General features: G+C 54.8%; 23 protein-coding genes. 14 read left to right on the plus strand and 9 right to left on the minus strand.

What is annotated here, in order from left to right; genetic code table 11:
• Position 1: 1 nt before the first annotated feature.
• The 3 genes from rph to V7Z75_RS07860 all read right to left on the minus strand — a co-directional run bounded on the left by rph (position 2) and on the right by V7Z75_RS07860 (position 2,657).
• A complete protein-coding gene (rph, locus tag V7Z75_RS07850; protein WP_334108052.1) occupies positions 2-718 on the minus strand; it encodes a ribonuclease PH in 717 nt (238 codons plus the stop codon).
• A gap of 78 nt (positions 719-796) precedes the next feature.
• Positions 797-1,717 carry a PP2C family protein-serine/threonine phosphatase gene (locus tag V7Z75_RS07855; protein ID WP_334108053.1) on the minus strand — a complete coding sequence of 307 codons (921 nt, stop codon included), beginning with the start codon at positions 1,715-1,717 and terminating at the stop codon, positions 797-799.
• A gap of 4 nt (positions 1,718-1,721) precedes the next feature.
• A complete protein-coding gene (locus V7Z75_RS07860; protein ID WP_334108054.1) occupies positions 1,722-2,657 on the minus strand; it encodes a serine/threonine protein kinase in 936 nt (311 codons plus the stop codon).
• Positions 2,658-2,769: 112 nt separating this feature from the next.
• Here V7Z75_RS07860 and V7Z75_RS07865 point away from each other — a divergent pair, with 112 nt between their 5' ends.
• Positions 2,770-3,636 (plus strand): YicC/YloC family endoribonuclease, encoded by an 867-nt coding sequence (locus V7Z75_RS07865; protein ID WP_334108055.1) that lies wholly within the window; start codon positions 2,770-2,772, stop codon positions 3,634-3,636.
• 9 nt (positions 3,637-3,645) lie between these two features.
• Here the strand turns inward: V7Z75_RS07865 and V7Z75_RS07870 are convergent, their stop codons facing one another.
• The 3 genes from V7Z75_RS07870 to V7Z75_RS07880 are packed head-to-tail and all read right to left on the minus strand — an operon-like array spanning position 3,646 to position 5,410.
• On the minus strand, positions 3,646-3,837 hold the full coding sequence (locus V7Z75_RS07870; protein WP_334108056.1) for a zf-HC2 domain-containing protein: 192 nt from the start codon (positions 3,835-3,837) through the stop codon (positions 3,646-3,648).
• Positions 3,827-4,405 carry a sigma-70 family RNA polymerase sigma factor gene (locus tag V7Z75_RS07875; RefSeq protein ID WP_334108057.1) on the minus strand — a complete coding sequence of 193 codons (579 nt, stop codon included), beginning with the start codon at positions 4,403-4,405 and terminating at the stop codon, positions 3,827-3,829. The genes V7Z75_RS07870 and V7Z75_RS07875 overlap by 11 nt, the downstream gene beginning before the upstream one ends.
• Before the next feature lie 9 nt (positions 4,406-4,414).
• Positions 4,415-5,410, minus strand: a complete 996-nt coding sequence (locus V7Z75_RS07880; protein ID WP_334108058.1) for a catalase — start codon at positions 5,408-5,410, stop codon at positions 4,415-4,417.
• A 260-nt stretch (positions 5,411-5,670) separates the two neighbouring features.
• Here V7Z75_RS07880 and V7Z75_RS07885 point away from each other — a divergent pair, with 260 nt between their 5' ends.
• The 12 genes from V7Z75_RS07885 (at position 5,671) to erpA (ending at position 16,532) form a co-directional block, all read left to right on the plus strand.
• A complete protein-coding gene (locus V7Z75_RS07885) occupies positions 5,671-6,711 on the plus strand; it encodes a DUF475 domain-containing protein (protein ID WP_334108059.1) in 1,041 nt (346 codons plus the stop codon).
• Between the two features lie 37 nt (positions 6,712-6,748).
• Positions 6,749-7,357: a guanylate kinase gene (gene gmk / locus V7Z75_RS07890; protein WP_334108060.1), complete on the plus strand. Its 609-nt coding sequence runs from the start codon at positions 6,749-6,751 to the stop codon at positions 7,355-7,357.
• 49 nt (positions 7,358-7,406) lie between these two features.
• On the plus strand, positions 7,407-7,619 hold the full coding sequence (gene rpoZ / locus V7Z75_RS07895) for a DNA-directed RNA polymerase subunit omega (protein WP_089375371.1): 213 nt from the start codon (positions 7,407-7,409) through the stop codon (positions 7,617-7,619).
• A 108-nt stretch (positions 7,620-7,727) separates the two neighbouring features.
• Positions 7,728-9,953, plus strand: a complete 2,226-nt coding sequence (locus V7Z75_RS07900; protein ID WP_334108061.1) for a RelA/SpoT family protein — start codon at positions 7,728-7,730, stop codon at positions 9,951-9,953.
• A gap of 70 nt (positions 9,954-10,023) precedes the next feature.
• Entirely contained in the window at positions 10,024-10,410 is a 387-nt protein-coding gene (locus tag V7Z75_RS07905; RefSeq protein WP_334108062.1) for a RidA family protein, read from the plus strand.
• A 42-nt stretch (positions 10,411-10,452) separates the two neighbouring features.
• Complete coding sequence (recG, locus tag V7Z75_RS07910) at positions 10,453-12,513, plus strand: ATP-dependent DNA helicase RecG (RefSeq protein ID WP_334108063.1); 2,061 nt, start codon at positions 10,453-10,455, stop codon at positions 12,511-12,513.
• 39 nt (positions 12,514-12,552) lie between these two features.
• Entirely contained in the window at positions 12,553-13,095 is a 543-nt protein-coding gene (locus V7Z75_RS07915) for a chorismate--pyruvate lyase family protein (RefSeq protein ID WP_334108086.1), read from the plus strand.
• 4 nt (positions 13,096-13,099) lie between these two features.
• Positions 13,100-13,960 (plus strand): 4-hydroxybenzoate octaprenyltransferase, encoded by an 861-nt coding sequence (gene ubiA / locus V7Z75_RS07920; protein WP_334108064.1) that lies wholly within the window; start codon positions 13,100-13,102, stop codon positions 13,958-13,960.
• A gap of 116 nt (positions 13,961-14,076) precedes the next feature.
• Positions 14,077-14,517 (plus strand): 50S ribosomal protein L13, encoded by a 441-nt coding sequence (gene rplM, locus V7Z75_RS07925; protein ID WP_011478423.1) that lies wholly within the window; start codon positions 14,077-14,079, stop codon positions 14,515-14,517.
• Between the two features lie 12 nt (positions 14,518-14,529).
• The gene (gene rpsI / locus V7Z75_RS07930) at positions 14,530-14,922 is read left to right on the plus strand and encodes a 30S ribosomal protein S9 (RefSeq protein WP_334108065.1); all 393 of its coding nucleotides are present in this window, start codon (positions 14,530-14,532) and stop codon (positions 14,920-14,922) included.
• Positions 14,923-15,060: 138 nt separating this feature from the next.
• Positions 15,061-16,113, plus strand: a complete 1,053-nt coding sequence (argC, locus tag V7Z75_RS07935; protein ID WP_334108066.1) for an N-acetyl-gamma-glutamyl-phosphate reductase — start codon at positions 15,061-15,063, stop codon at positions 16,111-16,113.
• Positions 16,114-16,178: 65 nt separating this feature from the next.
• On the plus strand, positions 16,179-16,532 hold the full coding sequence (erpA, locus tag V7Z75_RS07940; protein WP_334108067.1) for an iron-sulfur cluster insertion protein ErpA: 354 nt from the start codon (positions 16,179-16,181) through the stop codon (positions 16,530-16,532).
• 89 nt (positions 16,533-16,621) lie between these two features.
• Here erpA and gltA read toward each other — a convergent pair whose 3' ends face one another.
• The 3 genes from gltA to V7Z75_RS07955 are packed head-to-tail and all read right to left on the minus strand — an operon-like array spanning position 16,622 to position 20,399.
• Positions 16,622-17,914, minus strand: coding sequence for a citrate synthase (gene gltA, locus V7Z75_RS07945; protein ID WP_334108068.1), 1,293 nt, complete (start codon positions 17,912-17,914; stop codon positions 16,622-16,624).
• 32 nt (positions 17,915-17,946) lie between these two features.
• On the minus strand, positions 17,947-19,053 hold the full coding sequence (locus V7Z75_RS07950) for an anhydro-N-acetylmuramic acid kinase (protein WP_334108069.1): 1,107 nt from the start codon (positions 19,051-19,053) through the stop codon (positions 17,947-17,949).
• Positions 19,053-20,399 carry a peptidoglycan DD-metalloendopeptidase family protein gene (locus V7Z75_RS07955; RefSeq protein WP_334108070.1) on the minus strand — a complete coding sequence of 449 codons (1,347 nt, stop codon included), beginning with the start codon at positions 20,397-20,399 and terminating at the stop codon, positions 19,053-19,055. Before V7Z75_RS07955 ends, V7Z75_RS07950 begins: the two co-directional genes overlap by 1 nt.
• A 106-nt stretch (positions 20,400-20,505) precedes the next feature.
• On the opposite strand from V7Z75_RS07955, the gene tyrS reads away from it, so the two are divergent.
• Positions 20,506-21,708 (plus strand): tyrosine--tRNA ligase, encoded by a 1,203-nt coding sequence (gene tyrS, locus V7Z75_RS07960; protein WP_334108071.1) that lies wholly within the window; start codon positions 20,506-20,508, stop codon positions 21,706-21,708.
• Positions 21,709-22,103: the final 395 nt, after the last annotated feature.

Consider the following 22,103-nt stretch of genomic DNA (forward strand, 5'->3'; position numbering starts at 1 on the left):
CTTATAGCCCCAAGGCTTCTTTCTGTTTGTCCAACAGGCTGCGGATGCCGTTTTCGGCCAATTCCAGCATGCGGTTCATGGCGTCGCGCTGGAAAGGCTCGCCTTCGGCAGTGCCCTGGATTTCCACAAAACCGCCTTGGCCGGTCATGACCACGTTCATGTCGGTGTCACAGGCGGAATCCTCGATATAGTCCAGATCCAGCACTGGCGTGCCCTGATAGACGCCGACCGAAATGGCGGCTACGGCATCTCGTAACGGCGATTCGGTGATCAAGCCTTTTTTCAACAAAAAGCTGATGGCGTCATGCAAGGCGACATAGGCCCCGGTGATGCTGGCGGTGCGCGTGCCGCCGTCAGCCTGGATCACGTCGCAATCCAGGTGGACAGTGCGCTCGCCGAGTTTCCCCAGGTCGATGATGGCGCGCAGGCTGCGCCCGATCAGGCGCTGGATTTCCTGAGTGCGTCCGGATTGCTTGCCGCGCGCGGCTTCACGGTCCATGCGGCTGCCGGTGGAACGGGGCAGCATGCCGTATTCCGCCGTGACCCAGCCTTGGCCCTTGCCCTTGAGGAAGCCGGGCACTTTTTCTTCCACGCTGGCGGTGCACAGCACATGGGTATCGCCGAACTTGACCAGCACGGAGCCTTCCGCATGCTTGGTGTAATGGCGGATGATCTCGACTTCACGTAACTGATCCGGCGTGCGTTGGCTGGGGCGCATGGCAATTCCTGAGATTTCAAAGCCGTTATTATAAGCGATGGCTGAATGATGAATTGTATTTTCCGGGAATACGGGCGCTCAGCGCTTGCTGCGCTTGATGGCGGCATTGATTTCGGCAATGGCGCGCTCGATCTCGTCCTCGTCCAGGTCGGTGGCTAGCGTATCGGCGTCGATGTCTGCCGTTTCGGAGAGGCCGATGATGGTATGGGATTGCGCCAGCGACATCTCCAGGGTGGAGATGGTAAGCGGCAACTCTGCCTTGGTTTCCCACTGGAGGCCGATGGCGCTGAGGTTGTCCATATTCTTGTCGCCTACCTTTTCAGCGGCATCCAGAAGGCCGGGGACGCTATGGGCAATGCCGGGGCCGTTGATGAGCATGTCCTGCATGCGCTCGTCGCTGAGATATGTCCACAGGCCGTCGCTGCATAGCAAAATGTGGTCGCCCGCCTGTAGTGGGATGGGGGAGCTGATGTCTATTTTCGGGGGAGAGTCGCTGCCCAGGCAGTTGTATATCTTGTGGCGGTCAGGATGATGCAGCGCGGCTTGCGCATCCAGCTTGCCCTGTTTCATCATGAGTTGAACGACGGAATGATCCTCGGTGCGGAACAGCGGCTTGCCCCGGCGGAAGTGATACAGGCGTGAATCGCCGATATGGGCGCAATACAGCGTATTGCGTTGCAGGATTCCCGCTACCAGCGTGGTCTTTGGGGTTTCTTCCAGCGAGCGATTGACTGCCACATGGTGGATGGCTTCATGCAGCTTGAGGATTTCAGTGCGTAAAAAGCCTTTGACATCCGGCAGGTCAGGGGTAGCGGCCTGCTGGAATGCCGCCGTCAGCATCTTGACGGCCAATTGGGCCGCTACTTCGCCATGATGGTGTCCCCCCATGCCGTCGGCAAGCACCAGCAACAAGGCGTCCTTGCTGTAGGAATAGGCGACCCGGTCCTGGTTGACCGGGCGTCCACCGCTGCGGCTGCATTGATAAATGCTGAATTTCATATTGTTAATCCTGGGTGAACATCGAGGAGATTCTATGCAGCCAGCCACGCTGGCCGGTATCGGCTACATCCTCCATCAATGATTTTTGCAGCGCGAACACGCTGGGAGGGCGCTCCATGTAATCCAGCGCCATGCAGCTGTCGATGATCTCCAGCAGCGCGCGGGAATATTTGCCACGGCCCAGCTTGACGGCGGGAATCAGCAGATCCTTGTTCAGGCGCTGGTTCGCCGCCTGCGGCGCGGCCTGCTGCAAGCATGCGTACATGCTGGCGCCTATGCTGTAAACGTCACTCCAGGGACCAAGGTTCTGGCGGTCGCCATATTGTTCCGGCGCGGCAAAACCCGGTGTGTAGCTGGGCGGCAGATTGTTGGAAGCCTCGTTGAGCGTCATGCGCGCGGAGCCGAAATCCAGCAACACCGGCGAGCCATCCAACCGGATATAGATATTGGCGGGCTTGAGGTCGAGATGCAGCAATTTTTGCGCATGCACCTCGCGCAGGCCGTTGAGCAATTGACTGAAAATGCTGCGCAGCATGGGTTCTGGCAGATGGGTGTCGCGCGCCAATACATATTCCTGCAGGGATTTGCCGCGCTCGTATTGCATCACCATGTATACCGTGTCGTTGGCGCGGAAGAAATTCTGCACGCGGACGATGTTTTTATGCTCGATATTGGCGAGCGAGCGGCCTTCCTCAAAAAAACACTTCAGCCCGAAGCGGAACCCGGCTGCTGCATCGTTGGTGGGCACATGCACTTTGTCGCCCTCCTTGCGCAGGGCCAGGATATTCGGCATGTATTCCTTGATTGCCACGGTGGAGCGGCTTTCCAGCTCGCGTGCGATATAGACAAAACTAAACCCGCCTGCGCTAAGGAGTTTTCTGATTTCATAACCCTCCAGTTGATAGCCTGGTGGCAGAGGGCTGTTCTGGTTGGAATGCATGAATGGAGAATCGCGGGAGATCTGGGGTCGAACCTGTAATTTGCCGGTTATTCTGTCATGAATTGCGTTGGATTTGATACCATGAGCCAAATTTAATCAGGATTGGCAACAGATGATCTACAGCATGACCGGTTATGCCTCAGTCGAACATGAGGTCAGCAATGGAGTTCTGGTATTGGAGCTGCGCTCGGTAAATCACCGTTATCTCGAGTTGCAGCTCAAGCTCGACGACCATGTGCGCATGTTCGAGCCGCAGGTGCGTGAGCTTATCTCCACCCACCTCAAGCGCGGCAAGGTGGAGTGCCGCCTCAGCCTGGCGCATCGCGCTACCGAACAGCGACAGGTACAACTGGACGACAACGTGTTGCAACAACTGGCGCAAATGACAGTTAGCGTGCAGCGCCATTTCCCTGAAAGCCGTCCCTTGAGCGTTTCCGATATTTTGCGCTGGCCGGGCGTGGTGCTGGGCGAAAGCACGGATCAGGAAACACTGGGCAAGGCTATCCAGGAAGCTGTGCTCAAGGCCGTGCAGCAAATGACGGCGGCGCGTGCGCGCGAAGGCGCCAAGCTCAAGGACATCATCCTGGAACGTCTTGTCGATATGGAAACACAAGTCGCCAAGGTGCGTCCTCTGCTGCCCACCCAGATGCAGACCTACCAGGCAAGGCTCACGGCCAAGCTCCGGGAGGCGTTGGGCGTCGCGGATGAAGAGCGTGTTCGCCAGGAGCTTACCATTTTCGCCCAGCGCATCGACGTGGACGAAGAACTCAGCCGCCTGGGCGCGCATATCACAGAAGTGAAACATCTCCTGAATGCAGGCAGTCCTGCGGGCAAACAGCTCGATTTCCTCATGCAGGAACTCAATCGCGAGGCTAATACCCTGGCCTCCAAATCCGTCTCCACCGAGGTTTCCCAAGCCGCCATGGCGCTCAAGCTGCTGATCGAACAGATGCGCGAGCAGGTGCAGAATATTGAATAGGCACCCGCTTCACTGTTTCCCCAAATAAAGATCAAGTTGCTCAAATAGTGACGCCAATTGCTGCCTTGCTTGTTGGCATGCAGGGCAGGTGGCGACGTGGTGCTGGATCTCGGAGCGTTCCGTCGCGCTAAGCTCGCGATCGCGACTTTCACAGACCAGGGTGGCGGCGTGGATGCAGTTGAACAAGGTGTCAGGATGCATATTCATCTCCCCAGGCGTTAACGGTGCAGGCGCGCAGCTTGAGTCTGGCGCGATGCAGGGTGACGCGGATATGGCCGGGTGTCAGTTGGGTCTGGTGGGCAATTTCTTCAATATCAAACCCAAGGTATTCGCGCATGAGGAAGATACTGGCGTTTTTCTCGGGCAGTGCTTGCAGGCATAGCTCGATGATATCCAGCAGTTGCTGCCTTTCCGTAGTGGTCGAAGGGCACAAGACAGGATTGAAATTTTCCGGGTTCCAGTTGCCATCGGGAGTGAACATATCCTGGGCATCGTATTCGGCGATGAGGTCATCAAGGGCGATGGCGTGGAATTTCTTCTTCAGGCGAATGGCGTCGATGATCTTGTGGCGCAAAATGCCTAACAGCCATGCGCGTATCGAGGATTGCCCGGCATAGCGTTCATGGCCGGTGAGGGCGCCAATCAGCGTTTCCTGCGCCGCATCGTGACCATCCTCACCCAGTTGCAGGCAGGCAAGCCGCGTCAGGAACGCCATATGCTCCAGCACGGCCTGGGTAAAATCTGCGGTGTTGCCTGCGGTAGTCTGCATCTGCTTCCTTTATTGCGCTGATCTTCTCCTGAGGGATTCTACATAAGCCGCGCCGCGCGCTTGCAAGATAGGATCGTTTGCGGGGCTGATACCATCCGGTAGTTGAGTCGGCGAGAAAATAGCCGTATCGCATGTATGATCCGCTACCAGGCTGCTGACTTCAAGCTTGCCGATCGGCTGTTTGGCGCCGGACTGGCTCCACGGCTGCGTGGGGTCGGTCAGCGAGTCTCCGACGGTAGCTTCCTGCAGGTAAAAAGTATAGGAAATTGCACCATTTTTCAGCTTGGCTTGTAGCTCCTCTTTCAGGAAGTTATCAGGCAATGTCTGCTCATCACCTTCTGTGAGGTAGCGGGTGCCTGCATCTGGTTCCACAATGATTCTGGCCCATTTACTGCTGCCTTTGCCATTCTCGAAATGAAAAGCGTGATTGGAAAAATAAGGCGTGGTGGCATAAGAGGCCGGTGCGGCATGTGCAGCCAGGAGTTTGCCCAGCAGGTTACTTTCCGGATATTGCTCGCTATGCTGCTTGATTTTCTCGGGGTTGGGCTTCTTGGTGGCAGGGTCAGCGACTCTGGCCTGCAGAAAGCTGACAAAGGAAGCGGGCGTGGCAGCAAAAAACACAGGTTCTGAAACTAGGGCCAAATCATAGGTTTCATCACCTGATTCCAGCTTGACGGCCAGGCCGCGCACGCTGCGGGATTTGTCGGAAACCGCCGGGTTGCCGCCGCCGATGGAGAAACGGAAGATGGCGGGGACTTCAGGCTGCGCGAACATTGGTGAGGCAATCAATGTGCCTGCTGCACTATCCGGGATGAATTTCCCGGTTGCGCAAAAGCCTTTGGCATGTGAACTGCGCAATCCTTTGTGCTGGCCGAAAACGCCATTCAAGGCATCAATCAATTCTACGGGACCAGGTTCAGCCTGGACGGGGAGTGCCATACCTGCCAGAGCAATGCCGCTGGCAAGCGCGATGGCGGCGGATTGGATGAAGTGTGGGGATTTCATGGCCTGTATCCTTTTTCGGAGTAGTGACAAACATAAGTCGTCAGTTAGCCGCTATTCGTTACAGCGGATTGCAAAATAATATCCAGCAAGTCCCGGTTGATTGGCTTGTTTTACCTGGCCAGTTAGATACTTCAGTGAAGCAAGGTCGGGTTCGCTGATGCGGATATGGTAAGCTAGTCGGTTCCGGCTTTTGGATTTTGCTGAGAGGAGTGAAGCAGACTGGCGGAGTCCGGCGGACCTGTTCAATACGCGGAATGATCATGCGCGATTTCAGATATTCTTTTTTTGTGACGTTTCTTTGCCTGGGGCTGGCAGCGCTCTGGGGTTACCAGCTCAAGGGCGATATTTCCGGCATCTGGCCTGCGCTGAGCGTGGCGCTGATTCTGGGCGTCATGGAAGTCAGCCTTTCTTTCGATAATGCCGTGGTGAATGCTGCCATCCTCAAGGAGATGGATGAAAGATGGCGGCAGATATTTCTGACGGTCGGTATCCTGATCGCAGTGTTTGGTGTGCGTTTGCTGTTCCCATTATTGCTTGTGGCGGTAGCGACCGATCAGGGATTGGTGGCGGTGGCGGATATGGCCATCAATAATCCGGTGTTGTATGCGGATTATCTGGATGACGGGCATACGGCGATTGCCGCATTTGGTGGCTCCTTCCTGTTCCTTGTGTTCCTGAGCTTTCTGCTGGACCCTGAAAAGGAACTGCATTGGCTGGGGCGCCTTGAAGCCGCATTTGGCAAACTGGGCAACCTGGAATCAATCAAGATTATTGTCATTCTCCTGATCCTGCTAGGCTTGCAGCATTTCCTGCCCATTTCACAGGAGAAGCGCCTGACCATTCTGTTATCTGGGCTGGCTGGGGTGGTGCTGTATGTATTGATCGACAGCCTGAGCAACTTCTTTTCCTCGCAGGCGGAGGCCGATGCCTTTGCCAACACGGCCAAGCGCAATGGGGTCATGGGATTTCTCTATCTCGAAATCCTGGATGCTTCCTTCTCGTTCGACGGCGTGATCGGGGCGTTCGCGATCACTCGTGACGTCGTCATCATTATGCTGGGCCTGACCATAGGCGCCATGTTCGTGCGCTCCATGACGGTGCGGCTGGTCTACAAAGGCACGCTGGATAACTATATTTATCTGGAGCACGGCGCTCATTATGCGATCGGGGTGTTGGGACTGGTCATGTTCTACACCATCTACCAACCGGTGCCGGAAGTGATTACAGGGTTGATTGGCGTGGTGTTCATCATGGCATCCCTGGCGTCATCGATTCTTCATAAGCGCAAATTGTCCTCCTGAACCCGATTTTTAAGCATGTATGACGGAATTCACTATCATGAAAGGTAACCTCTTCATCATTACAGCCCCTTCCGGCGCTGGGAAAACCTCGTTGGTACGGGCATTGCTGGACGGGGATGACCAGATCAAGCTCTCGGTATCCCATACCACGCGCCAGCCGCGGCCCGGCGAGGAAGATGGGGTGCATTACCACTTTGTCGCAGAACCGAAGTTCGTCGAGCTGCTTGGACACGGGGATTTCCTCGAAAGCGCCCAGGTGCATGGCGCTTATTACGGTACATCGCAATCTACGGTGAATGCGGTGCTGGCGCGTGGGCTGGACCTGATCTTGGAAATCGACTGGCAGGGCGCGCAGCAGGTACGCAAACAATATCCTGAGGCGATCAGCATTTTCATTCTGCCGCCTTCCATGGAGACGCTGGAGCAACGCCTGAAAAACCGCGCGCAGGACAGCGCCGAGGTAATCGCCCGCAGGCTGGCGGCCGCGCGCGACGAGATGCGCCACGTGGCGGAATTTGACTATGTTACAATTAACGACAGATTTGAACATGCGCTGGAAGACCTGCGCGCAATCGTGCGCAGCCAGAGACTGAGGCGTGAAAAGCAGATGGTGCGGCACCAGGAAGTGGTGCAAAAGCTGCTGTGATGGCGCGATGCATGAGTAACGATGACAATATTCAGGAGATTTTCATAACATGGCACGTATTACCGTTGATGACTGTCTGGAAAAAATTCCCAACCGTTTCCAGTTGACCCTGGTAGCCGCCTATCGCGCCCGCCAGCTGGCCAATGGCTCCGAGCCGCTGGTTAATGCGCATGGCAGCAAGGACAAACCTACCGTGCTGGCGCTGCGCGAGATTGCGGCATCCAAGGTTGGTCTGGAAGTACTTAACCGCGGACATGCCTGATTGTCTGCTATGTGACAACCATTAGCTGGCAACTTCCCGGGGCAAGCAGGATTGCGAGTCACGGGATGGTGAATATGATGGCAAATAATTGAGTTGAATAATCGAGCTATGTCTCCCACATCTGCCAAACGACCAGCTGAACCCGCTCCACCCCCGCCTTTGCTGCCAGCCGACAGCGAAGACTCCCAACTCACCCTGCGCCTGCGGGAATATCTCAAGCAAGACGACATCAACCAGGTCTGGGAAGCCTACCGCTTCAGCGCTGCCGCGCATGAAGGCCAGGTGCGCCGCAGCGGCGAGCCTTATGTGATCCATCCGGTCAGCGTGGCTGGCATCCTCGCCAATCTGCACCTCGACCCACCTACCCTGATTGCGGCCTTGCTGCATGATGTGGTGGAAGATACCGGCGTCACCAAGCAGGAAATCAGCGAGAAATTCGGCAAGCAGGTGGCCGAGCTGGTGGATGGCCTGTCCAAGCTCGACAAGATCGAGTTCCAGAGCGCGACCCAGGCGCAGGCCGAGAATTTCCGCAAGATGCTGCTGGCGATGTCGCAGGATGTGCGGGTGATCCTGATCAAGCTCGCCGACCGCTTGCACAACATGAGCACGCTGGAGGTGATGAAGCCGGAGAAGCAGCGCCGCATCGCGCGTGAAACGCTGGACATCTACGCACCGATTGCCAACCGGCTGGGCCTGAATGAGATTTACCAGACGCTGGAAGACCTGAGCTTCAAGTATCTCTATCCCATGCGCCACCGCGTGATTTCCAAGGCGGTGATGGCGGCGCGGGGCAACCGCAAGGAAGTGGTTGGCAAGATTCTCGACGCCATTAACCAGCGCCTGAAAGACCAGCATATTGATGCTGAAGTCACGGGCCGCGAAAAGCATTTGTATAGCATCTACCGGAAGATGACAGGCAAGACCATCACCTTCTCGCAGATATACGATATCTATGGCTTCCGCGTCGTTGTGCGCGACCTGCCTACCTGTTATGCCGCACTGGGCGTGTTGCACGGTCTGTACAAGCCCATTCCCGGCAAGTTCAAGGACTATATTGCCATCCCCAAAGCCAATGGCTACCAGTCGTTGCATACCACATTGTTCGGCCCGTTCGGGACGCCAATAGAAATCCAGATCCGCAGCCGTGAAATGCACAACGTGGCAGATGCGGGTGTGGCCGCGCATTGGCTCTATAAATCCACCGATGCCCATTTAACTGCGCTGCAGCACCAGACGCACCAATGGTTGCAGCGCCTGCTGGACATCCAGAGCGAGAGCACGGACTCGCTGGAATTCCTTGAGCATTTCAAGGTGGATCTGTTCCCGGACGAGGTTTATGTCTTCACGCCCAAGGGCAATATCATGGCCCTACCGAAGGGGGCGACTGCGGTCGACTTTGCCTATGCGGTGCATACCGATATCGGCAACCGCTGCGTGGCGGTGAAGATCAACCAGGAACTGGCTCCGTTGCGCACAGAACTGCGCAACGGTGATCATGTGGAAATCATCACGGCAGCTCATGCCCACCCGAACCCGGCTTGGCTCAATTATGTGCTGACCGGCAAGGCGCGCGCGCATATCCGGCATTACCTCAAGTCCATGCAGTCCACCGAATCCGCCTTGTTGGGCGAGCGCATGCTCAATCAAGCGTTGCGGGCCTTGCATGCCAATCCGACCGCCATTGATGATACGGCCTGGCAGCGTCTGGTGCGTGATTATGGCGCGAAGGGCAGGGATGAAATCCTTTCGGATATCGGCCTGGGCAAGCGACTCAACGTCATGGTGGCGCACCAGCTCATGGTGCCGGTCAATGGCGCGCAGCCGGAGACCGCGGAAAGCGTTAAGCCGCACCCCAAGATGCTGGATACGATTACCATCCGTGGCTCCGAGGGCATGGCGGTGCAATTCGCGCAATGTTGCCGACCTATCCCAGGCGATCCTATCCTGGGCTTCATCAACAAGGACAAGGGCCTGGTGATTCATACGCACGATTGCCCCACCATCCGTAAATTCCGCCTCGATCCGGACAAATGGCTGGACGTGGAATGGGACCCACAAGGCAGCCGCCTGTACAAGGTCAGCTTGCGGCTGGTGGTGGCCAATCGTCGCGGCATGCTGGCGAAGATCGCCTCGGGGATTGCAGAGGCGGGTTCGAATATCGACAATGTCAGCATGGAAGAAGCGGACAACAGTACCTATACCACCATGAATTTCACAGTACAGGTGGAAAATCGCGTGCATCTGGCGGAGTTGATGCGGCGCTTGCGCAAGATTCCGGATGTGGTGAGAATCAACCGGGTCAAGGGCGCAGGCGCAGAACAAAGAATGCAGTAGTGTTTGCTCACTTTCGCTTATTCCCACGCGTAGTCGAAATAATGCAATAACAAGTTTTCAGGAGAAAATCATGGCAAAGCAAATCATTCATACCGACGGTGCTCCTCAGGCAATCGGCACTTATTCCCAGGCGGTCAAGGTCAGGGGCAGCACGGTGTATCTCTCGGGCCAGATCGGCCTGGATCCTGCCACCATGGAAATGGTGGACGGTATCGAGGCGCAGGTGCATCGCGTGTTCAAGAATCTCAAGGCGGTGTCTGAGGCGGCTGGCGGTTCGCTCGCGGATGTCGTCAAGCTTAATATCTACCTGACGGACCTGGCGCATTTTGCGCTGGTGAATACCGTGATGGCAGAATATTTCACCCAGCCTTACCCTGCCCGCGCAGCCGTTGGCGTGGCGCAATTGCCGCGCAATGCGCTGGTGGAAGCGGACGGAGTGCTGGAAATCGGCGCTTGATCATAGCAACTCTGCGCCAGGGTCAGTATTTGCCATCAGGTCATGGCGTCCAGACTGCCAGCCAATACCCAGCTGAGTGAAATCAAGGGCATCACCCCTGCGTTGCAGGGGCGTTTGTCCAAGCTGGGCATCTTCAATTTGCAGGGTTTGCTGTTGCATTTGCCCCTGCGTTATCTCGACGAAACCCGCATTACCCCCATCCGTGAACTGCGCACGGGAGAGCAGGCCCAGGTGCAGGGCGAGATCGTGCATGCCGAGGTGCAATATCGCCCTCGCAAAGCATTAGTCTGTCGCTTGAAGGACGACACCGGGCAACTGGTGCTGCGCTTCCTGCATTTTTATCCCAGCCAGGTTGCGAGTTTGAAGGAGGGTCGCCATATTCGCGCTTTTGGCGAGGTGCGCGGCGGATTTTTCGGCTGGGAAATGGTGCATCCACAATGCAGGCAGGCCGAGGAAGATACGCCGGTAGCCGATACCCTGACTCCCTTGTATTCGACTACCGCTGGATTAAGTCAGACGACATTGCGCAAATGGATTGCCTGGGCATTGCAGCATGCCGATATGGCAGAAATCCTGCCACAGGGTATCTACCAGACATTGTCTCTGCCATCTTTTGCCGATAGTTTGCAACAATTGCACCACCCTGCGCCAGGCATTGACCTTGCCAGCATAGAGGCACACGATCACCCCGCTTGGCGGCGGCTGGCCTTCGATGAACTACTGGCCCAACAGCTGTCCATGCGCAAGCATCATGAACGGCGGCGGCATCAGGGAGCGCCAGCGTTGGCGCCGTCACGCAAGCTGGTCACGGCTTTGTTGCGCAGCCTGCCATTTGCCCTGACCCAGGCGCAGCAGCGGGTCGCGCTGGAAATCGGCCAGGACCTGCAACAATCCCATCCCATGCAGCGCCTGTTGCAGGGTGATGTCGGCAGTGGCAAGACAATTGTTGCGGCCATGGCTGCTTTACAGGCCATTGAGAATGGCTGGCAGGCGGCGATCATGGCACCGACTGAAATCCTCGCCGAACAGCATTACTGGAAAATGCAAGGCTGGCTGGCCCCGTTGGGCATACGGGTGGCCTGGTTATCCGGCAGCCAGGGCAAGAAGGAGCGGCGGGAAATGCTGCATGTCGTGGAGAATGGTGAGGCGCAACTGGTGATCGGCACGCACGCCTTGTTCCAAGACCAGGTGGTATTTCAGCGGCTGGCGCTGGCTATTATTGACGAACAGCACCGCTTTGGCGTGCAGCAGAGGCTCTCACTGCGGCAGAAGGGCGGTCAGCCGCACCAGTTGATGATGAGCGCTACGCCGATTCCGCGCACTTTATCCATGAGTTATTTTGCCGATCTGGATGTGTCGGTGATCGACGAGCTGCCACCCGGACGTACTCCGATTACGACCCGGATGGTAAGCGATGCGCGACGAGGCGAAGTGCTTGAGCGCGTGCAGCAGGCCTGCATGGCAGGCAGGCAGGCCTATTGGGTATGCCCCTTGATTGAGGAATCCGAGGCGTTACAACTGCAAACCGTCATGGAAACCTATGAGGGCCTGCGCGAGACTTTTCCGCAATTGCGGGTCGGGCTGGTGCATGGCCGCATGAAGCCCGCAGAGAAGCAGCAGGTGATGGCTGCGTTCAGCGCTGGAGAAACCCAGTTGTTAGTAGCCACAACCGTGATCGAGGTCGGCGTCGATGTGCCGAATGCCAGCCTGATGGTGATCGAGCATGCTGAGCGCATGGGGCTGGCCCAATTGCACCAACTGCGCGGCCGTGTCGGGCGCGGCGCGGAGAAAAGCAGTTGCATCCTGCTCTACCAGGACGGCAAGCTTTCAGAAACGGCGCGCGCGCGCCTCAAGATCATTTACGAATCCCGCGATGGTTTCGCCATTGCGCAGGCAGACCTGGCATTGCGCGGGCCGGGAGAGTTCATGGGCATACGGCAGAGCGGTGTGCCCATGCTCAAGATTGCCGACCTGGAGCGGGACCAGGATTTGCTCGCGACGGCACGCGATATCGCCACCGATTTGCTACTGCGTGAACCACAAATGGCGGAGGCACATCTCGCACGCTGGCTTGGCCATGCGGAAGAATTGGTCAAAGTCTGAGATAATCGCCCGGTGAAAGTTTTTGCCCATTTTCCCCGAATGCGGGATTGCTGGCTCCGTCAGCCGATAGGAGCGCGACGTTATCGTCCCTGGCTCAGTGAACGTGGATCGCTCACCAAACGCTTGCAACAACACAGCGTCGAGTTTGCCGTGCGGCCTTTGCGCTTGGTAAGGCAAAAGCCGCCATTTGCTGAGATTGGCTTATTGCAGGCATTGCCGCGCCAGCGTGCCTTGCTGCGCGATGTGCTGCTGCGCTGCGACGGTGAGGCGGTGGTGTTCGCCCACAGCGTGCTGCCGCAAGGCGCAATGCGCGGCGCATGGCGTGGGCTGGGGCGTCTTGGGTCACATTCCCTGGGAGGGACTTTGTTTGCTGATCCGCGTATGTGCCGGTGCGCGTTGCAATACAAGAAAATATCCGCGCAGCATTTCCTGTATAAACGCGCAGCGGAACATTTGACCATGCCCGGCAAATCCATTTGGGCAAGGCGCTCGGTGCTCAGGCTGGGACGGAATGCGGTGCTGGTGACAGAATTGTTCCTGCCTGCCGTGTTGGCGCTCAACAGCCACTCAACCAAAAAATAAAGCCATGACAATCCTGCAAAAACTCAAAGCCTATTATCGACTGACGCGGCTGGACAAGCCTGTTGGCATCCTGTTGCTGCTCTGGCCTACGTTATGGGGCATATGGCTGGCCAGCCCGGGTTGGCCGGATGGCGTGGTGTTATTCGTCTTTATCGCAGGCACGGTGTTGATGCGTTCAGCTGGCTGTGTCATGAATGACCTTGCGGACAGGAATTTCGACGGACATGTGGAGCGGACAAAACAACGGCCGTTGGTCACAGGTGAGGTCAGCGTATGCGAAGCCTTGCTGCTGGCGGCAGTGTTAAGTCTGGTGGCGTTCGGGCTGGTGTTGCAATTGAACATGTTGACAATCGCCTTGTCCTTGCCGGCCTTGTTCCTGGCAGCCAGCTATCCGTTGACCAAGCGCTTCCTGGCGATACCACAAGCCTATCTTGGTATCGCCTTCGGTTTTGGCATCCCGATGGCATTTGCCGCCATTACCGGACAGCTGCCGCTGGAAGTCTGGATATTGCTGCTTGCCAATCTGTTCTGGGCAGTTGCCTACGATACGGAATACGCCATGGTGGATCGCAATGATGATCTCAAGATCGGTATTTGCTCCTCGGCGATTTTTTTCGGCAAGCTGGATGTGATGGCGGTGATGGCTTGTTATGTGATTTTCCTGACATTGATGGGCTGGGTCGGCATGCGTCTGCAATTGAGCTGGCCCTATTTCATGGGATTGGTGGCTGCGGCAGGCATTGCCCTGTATCATTACACGCTGATTCGCACTCGTGAGCGGCAGCCTTGTTTCAAGGCATTTCTGCATAACAACTGGCTTGGCGGTGTAGTGTTCGCGGGCGTGTTTCTCAGCGATTACCTTTAAGTCAACATTTAAGTATCTATGCGGATTGAAAAATCCGGCAGATAAATGTTTGACAAAGCTTTCCTGTATGGCATACAATCCGCCTCTTAATTTTTCACCGAATATTGGTTTGTCCGATGAAGACATTTTCTGCAAAAGCGCATGAAGTGAAGCGCGACTGGTTCGTAGTTGATGCTACGGATTTGGTGCTGGGCCGTTTGGCGAGCGAAATTGCGCACCGCCTGCGTGGCAAGCATAAGACTATTTACACACCGCACGTGGATACGGGCGATTATATTGTTGTGATCAATGCCGACAAGATCAAGGTAACCGGCAACAAGGCGCTGGACAAGAAGTATCACCGCCACAGTGGTTACCCAGGCGGCATCTCCACAACAACTTTCGGCAAGATGCAAGAGCGTTTCCCGGGCCGCGCCCTGGAAAAAGCTGTCAAGGGTATGCTGCCAAAGGGTCCATTGGGTTATGCGATGTTCCGCAAGCTCAAGGTCTACGCTGGTGACAAGCACGACCATGTTGCACAACAGCCGCAACCATTGGTAATCCAAAGTCAAGCGTAAGGATAAGCAGCGATGATTGGTAAATATAACTACGGTACAGGTCGCCGCAAGAGTTCGGTAGCCCGTGTCTTTTTGAAGTCCGGTAGCGGTAACATCGTTGTAAACGACAAACCTGCTGACGAATATTTCTCCCGTGAGACTTCCCGCATGGTATTGCGTCAGCCACTGGCACTGACCGAGAACGAAGGCAGCTTCGACATTCTCGTGAACGTGACTGGCGGTGGCGAATCCGGCCAGGCTGGTGCAGTACGTCATGGTATTACCCGTGCGCTGATCGACTACGATGCAGCTCTGAAGAGCGCCCTGTCCAAGGCAGGTTTCGTGACTCGTGATGCACGCGAAGTTGAGCGTAAGAAGGTCGGCCTCCGCAAGGCGCGTCGCCGCAAGCAATTCTCCAAGCGCTAAGCTTTACGCTGTTGCTGTTCAGAAAAAGCCGCACTTGTTGCGGCTTTTTTGTTTTTGACGTTTTCAAATTGCCATATGGTTTTGTTACTATTAACTTCTTTAGCTGTCATAGATGCATGCGGAAGGTGAGTCCAGGTGATGCGGAGCAAGAAAATCAAGGTTGGTATAGTTGGTGGTACGGGATATACCGGGGTTGAGTTGTTGCGCTTACTGGCGCAGCACCCCGACGTGGAGCTTAGTGTCATTACTTCGCGCGGCGAGGCTGGTTTGCCGGTCGCGGATATGTTCCCCAGCCTGCGTAGACACGTGGATCTTGTATTCACAGACCCGTTACAGGCGGACCTGACCTCGTGCGATGTGGTCTTTTTCGCCACGCCGCACGGCGTTGCCATGAGCCAGGCGCAGGAACTGGTGGCTGCTGGTGTGAAGGTGATCGATCTTGCCGCAGATTTCCGCTTGCAGGATACGGCAGTGTTTGAGAAATGGTACAAGCTGCCGCACAGTTGCCCAGAGATTCTTGCTGGTGCTGTGTATGGCTTGCCCGAGTTATATCGTGAAAAAGTGCGCTCTGCCCAGGTCATTGGCAACCCAGGCTGTTATCCGACCACCGTATTGCTGGGTCTGGCGCCATTACTGGAACAAGGGCTGATTGATTTGTCCGTTCCCATTGTTTCGGACTCCAAATCAGGGGTTTCCGGCGCAGGCAGAAAAGCCGAAGTGGCGACCTTGTTTGCGGAGGCCAGCGATAACATGAAAGCCTATGGTGTGGCCGGCCATAGGCATCATCCTGAAATCCAGGAGCAATTGCAGCAATTGGGTGGTGCGGTGCCACAGTTCATTTTTGTGCCGCACCTGATCCCGATGATACGCGGCATGTTGTCTACCTTGTACGTCAAATTGACGCCGCAAGGGGTGAAGGCGGATATTCAGGCGTTATATGAAACCCGTTATCAAGGTGAGCCGTTTGTGGACGTGCTGCCGCCGGGCAGCTTGCCTGAGACCCGGACTGTGCGTGGCGCGAACCAGTTGCGTCTGGCATTGTATCCCCAGGCGGAGACCGGCTACCTGACCATTATCGTGGTGCAGGATAACCTGGTGAAGGGTGCGGCGGGCCAAGCAGTGCAGAACATGAATATCATGTTCGAACTGGATGAAAGCACTGGCCTGAATATTGTGCCCTTGTTGCCCTGATGAGATTGACCATTGCAGGGGTGAGCAGGATAATGAGCCCATTAATTTTTTAGGAGTTGCCCAACATGAATGCAGTGATTGAAGAAATTCCAAGCCCATTGGTTTTTACCGATAATGCGGCGCGTAAGGTCAAGGAATTGATTGAAGAGGAAGGTTCGCCTGATCTCAAGCTGCGCGTATTCGTTAGTGGGGGCGGCTGCTCTGGTTTCCAATACGGATTTACTTTCGAAGAGGAAATCAATGACGATGACACTACCGTGGACAAGGATGGCGTGCTATTGCTGATTGATCCTATGAGCTTGCAATACCTGGTGGGCGCTGAGATTGATTATGAAGATAGCCTGCAGGGCTCGCAGTTTGTGATCCGCAATCCCAATGCTACAACCACTTGTGGCTGCGGTTCGTCTTTCTCTATGTAGAAAGCACTTGATTGCTCATGAAACAATAAAGGGGCCATTGGCCCCTTTTATTTTGATGCGAGTGCTTTAATTCTTTAGCATTGATTGATTCAGCGATTCCCCATGGGCACAAAATCCCGGCGTTCGGAACCGGTATAAAGTTGACGCGGGCGGCCAATTTTGGAGCCGGGGTCAGACATCATTTCGTTCCATTGAGCAACCCAGCCTACTGTTCGCGCCATGGCAAAAATGGCGGTGAACATGGAGTTGGGGATACCCATCGCCCGCATGACGATACCGGAGTAGAAGTCCACATTCGGATAAAGCTGGCGGCTGACGAAATATTCGTCTTCCAGCGCAATTTTTTCCAATTGCAATGCCAGCTTGAACATGGGATCGTCATTGAGCCCCAACTCATCCAGCACCTGGTGGCAGGTCTGGCGCATGATGGCAGCGCGCGGATCCATGTTGCGATAGACGCGGTGACCGAAACCCATGAGGCGGAACGAGTCGGTCTTGTCCTTGGCGCGGTTGATGTATTCGCCAATCCGGCTGACATCACCGATCTCTTCCAGCATTTTCAGAGTGGCTTCGTTGGCGCCACCATGTGCAGGACCCCACAATGAGGCGATTCCTGCGGCAATGCAGGCGAATGGGTTGGCGCCGCTGGAGCCTGCCAGGCGCACGGTGGAAGTGGACGCATTTTGCTCATGGTCTGCATGCAGAATCAGGATGCGTTCAAAAGCTTTAGCCAGGATAGGATTGGGCTCGTATTCCTCGCAAGGCGTGGCAAACATCATATGCATGAAGTTTTCCGCATAATTAAAGCGGTTCTTCGGATACATGAATGGTTCGCCGATATTGTATTTGTAACTCCAAGCAGCGATGGTTGGTACTTTGGCTAGCAGACGGTATGCGGCAAATTCACGATTTTTCGGGTCACTGACATCGCTTGATTCTTGGTAGAAAGCAGCCAATGAACCCACTACGCTCATCATGACTGCCATCGGGTGGGCATCGCGGCGGAAACCGCGGAAAATGTGGTTGAGTTGGTCAGGCACCATGCTGTGGTGTGTGATGATGTCGGTGAAACTGGTTTTCTGCTCGGGGTTCGGCAGTTCGCCATACATCAACAAATAACAAACTTCCATGAAATCTGAATGTTCGGCCAGTTGCTCAATAGGGTAGCCGCGATAGAGCAGCAAGCCTTGTTCCCCATCGATGTAGGTGATGTTGGAATTGCAGGACGCCGTCGAGAGAAAACCAGGATCGTAGGTGAAGTACCCATGTTTGCCCAGGGCGCCGATATCTATAACGCTGGGCCCCAGTTTGCCGGGTAGGATAGGCAGCTCGATGGGAGCGGAGCCATCATCGAAAGTAAGAGTGACTTTGCTTGGATTCATAATTCTGGATTCAAAGATGGATAATTTGCAAATTACGCAGCGTAAACTGCGCCAAGTATTCTCGGGCCGCGTGCACCAGTGACCGCCGGTAGATTGCCTGGCAATCCACACAATGTTTGCCTTGCCAGCCAGGCAAATGCGGCGGCTTCAACGGCATTGACGGCCAGTCCCAGAACATTGCTGGACTGAATGGAAACTGAAGGCAGTGCTTGCTGCAGGAGTTTCAGCAGAGCGCTATTATAAGCGCCTCCGCCACATACATATAGCTCATCCACATTAGAGCAATGCTGTGACACTGCCATGGCGATGGAAACAGCCGTGAGTTCCAACAGGGTGCGCTGCACATCTATTGGTGCATATTGCTTGCCTGTTTGCTCCAAAAGTTGTTCAAGCCAGGCAAGACTGAATGTATCCCGGCCCGTACTTTTGGGAGGTGGCATGGTAAAAAATGGTTCGGCCAGCATGCAATGGAGCAATTCGGGAATGATATTACCGTTAACAGCCCAATTGCCATTGGCGTCATAATCCTTACCCTGGTGCTTGCTGATCCACGCGTCCATTAGCATATTGCCTGGGCCGGTATCAAAGCCGGTTACGTGGCCGCCTGCGGCAGGCAGATGCGTAATATTGGCAATCCCGCCAATATTCAAGATAGCCCTATGCTTTTGCGGATGGGCGAACATGGTAGCATGGAAAGCGGGGACCAGAGGGGCGCCTTGTCCACCGGCGGCAATATCCCGGCTGCGGAAGTCTGCTACCACACTGATCCTGGTCAGTTCCGCCAGCAACGCCGGATTGCCAATCTGCAAGGTGAAACCCAATTCGGGACGATGGCGAATAGTTTGCCCATGACAGCCAATGGCGCGGATTTCAGCAGAAGTTATTGAAGCAGATTGCAATAGGGCTTCAATATTCCGGGCGTATAAATGAGAGAGTTGATTGCCGATGAGGGCTGTTGATTCAAGTTCATTGACGCCTGCATCGTGTAGCGCCAGCAGTTGTTGTTTCAATACTGCCGGATAAGGGGTGAACTGCTGCTGGATGATCTTGCATTGCTGCTGACCCAGCAAGGCCACCACACTGTCGGCACCGTCCAAGCTGGTGCCTGACATCAAGCCAATGTAAAACCCGGAATGCACTAGTCAAGCGATGCTAGCGTGCTTGCACTCAGCAGTTGTAATTGGGCGCTCAGATTTGCACTATGTGCTGCGAAATCAGCTCGGTATTGTGGTGCAAGTGGTTGCGCGGCAGGTAATGCTACCTTGAGTGGGTCTCTATGTACGCCATTGAGCAGGAATTCATAATGCAGGTGCGGGCCTGTCGCCATCCCAGTCATACCAACATTGCCGATGATATCGCCCTGGGATACCTTCATGCCAGCACGCAAGCCGGGCGCGAAACGGGAAAGGTGTCCATACACCGTGGTGACGCCGCCGGCGTGTTGCAGGTAGATCACGTTGCCGTAACCATTTTTGACGCCCACAAATTGCACAATACCGTCAGCAGGTGCTTTGATGCGGGTGCCGATAGGCGCGGCCATATCCACGCCCTTGTGGGCGCGAATTTTCTGTAATACGGGATGAAAGCGGCCCATGGTGAAGCCGGAGCTGATGCGAGTGAACTCCAGCGGGGAGCGCAGGAAGGACTTATGCAGGCTTTTGCCTTCAGGCGTGTAATAAGCCACTTTGCCTTCTGGGGTGCGATACATCACGGCTTTATAAGTTTTGCCCTGATTGGTGAATTCGGCTGCTAGTACCTGGCCGGTGCTGACCAAGTTGCCATTGTCATACTTGGCTTCGTAGATTACGACGAAACGGTCACCCTTGCGCAGGTCAGTATGAAAATCGATATCGGAAGAGAAAATCTCCGCCATCTGGATGGCGATGGAGTCTGGAATATCAGCGGCATCGGTAGCTGCAAAGAGCGAGCTCCTGATTTCGGCGGTTTTCAATACATTATGCACTTCCAGAACTGGCTCGCCAGTCTTGGCCTGATAGCCTGTGTCGGTGCGCTCCACCGTCAGGGTGGAGGACTGGTTAAGCTGGTATTGCAGCTTGAGAAGTTCTCCGTTGGCGTTGATTTGGGCTTGAATTGAGCGGCCTGGGCGTAGCTGTGATGCCAATGCTTTGGCATCTGGATCATTGCGCAGGAATGTCAAGGCTTCGCTGTTTTGCACATTCAGCCTAGACATCAGGCTGGCTAATGTGTCATCCCGGCGGACTTGATCGGCCTGCCAGTAGTTTTCGTGTTCGAGATTTTCTGAAACGAGTGGTGCAGAGGCTATGGGTAATTCGATATTCTCCACGATGGTGGAAATGGTGACATTCTGTGTAGAGGTTTGAGGTGCGATACCGAAGGCGGTGATGATACCAAAGAGCGGCAGGCTGGAAATGACAAGCAGCCATCGCAGACGTAGCTTGCGTTCTTTTAATGCTGGGTTTTGCGTTAAAATAACTTCTTTTCGGCTCTGCTCAGTCTGCTGCACTGGTCGTTACCTCATCGCTGTCACAATCTAAAGACAGGCATGCTAACAGAAAAGTGCTGGATGGTGAAAGCAAAAAAACACCCTAAGATACGGATATTTATCAGATATGGCGAATTTGAACGACAGCCTGGCGTTGATCAGGCGGGGCATTGATGACCTGATCGGCGAGCAGGAATTAATCGATAAACTCAAAACCGGACAACCCTTGAGGGTGAAAGCGGGTTTTGATCCTACCGCTCCTGACCTGCACCTGGGCCATGCGGTATTGATCAATAAATTACGCCAATTCCAGGATCTTGGGCATCAAGTTTTGTTCCTGATCGGCGACTTCACCGGCATGATCGGCGACCCGACCGGCAAAAGTGCCACACGACCGCCCCTAAGTGAGGAGCAGGTGCAAATCAATGCAAAGACCTATCAGGAGCAGGTATTCAAGATACTCAAGCCCGAGCAGACCGAAGTTGTTTTCAACTCGCGCTGGATCAATGAGCTGGGCGCGGCAGGCATGCTCAAGCTGGCGGCCACGCATACCGTGGCGCGTATGCTGGAGCGCGATGACTTTGAGAAACGCTACAAGGGCAACCAGCCAATCGCGATTCATGAATTCCTCTATCCTTTATTGCAAGGATATGACTCGGTTGCATTGAAAGCAGACATTGAGCTGGGCGGCACTGACCAGCGCTTCAACCTGCTCATGGGGCGTGAGCTGCAGAAACATTATGGCCAGGTGCCGCAAGCAGTGCTGACGGTGCCGCTACTGGAAGGCCTGGATGGCGTCAACAAGATGTCCAAGTCCCTAGGCAACTATATAGGTATCGCCGAACCAGCCAATACTATATTCAGTAAGCTCATGTCCGTATCCGATGAGTTGATGTGGCGCTATATCGATTTACTCTCATTTGAATCCATTGCCACCGTCGAGCAATGGCGCAGCGCAGTCACTGCAGGTGAGAACCCCCGCAACATCAAAGTGCGCTTTGCGCAGGAAATTGTGGCTCGCTTCCATAGCAACCAGGCGGCTATTGATGCACTGGCAGACTTTGAATTACGGGCGAAAGGCGGCATCCCTGACGATGTGCCGGAGGTGAAAGTCTCTATTCAAGAGGTTGCGATTGCCATTGGGCCATTGCTCAAGCAGGCGGGATTGGTTGCGAGCACATCCGAAGCCTTTCGCATGATAGAGCAAGGCGGGGTGAAGCTGGATAGTGAAAAGGTATCGGACCGTAACTTGCAATTAACCATTGGTACTATTGTTGTTGCTCAGGTAGGCAAACGCAAGTTTGCGCGCATTGTTATCAGCGGTGAATAACATACCTATATATTAAGAAAGCATGTTTGGATAGATTGTTAGTGCCTAGTTGTAATTAAATTGTAATTTTCCGGAAAAACGCTTGACCAAATTTTCCGGGTGCGTAGAATGCGCAGCTCGCTTTGACGGCGAGTCGCAACAAGGGAAAGCAAGAAGCAAATTTCTCTTGACCTCCTAAGAAAGGTCTGTAAAATGCGCGGCTCGCTTGAAATAGAGCGAAGCGCAGTTAAGCAATAAATCGAAGATTAAATTTTTGAAAAGTGCTTGACCGGGTCGAAAGATACTGTAAAATGCGCGGCTCGCTGATGAGATGGGTGGCGAAGTTGGTGGTGAAGATTAATGAATAATAAATTTTCGAAACTGGCTTGACCGAATTAAAAAGGTCTGTATAATGC

It is taken from the genome of Methylobacillus sp., assembly GCF_036844465.1.
Lineage (GTDB): Bacteria > Pseudomonadota > Gammaproteobacteria > Burkholderiales > Methylophilaceae > Methylobacillus.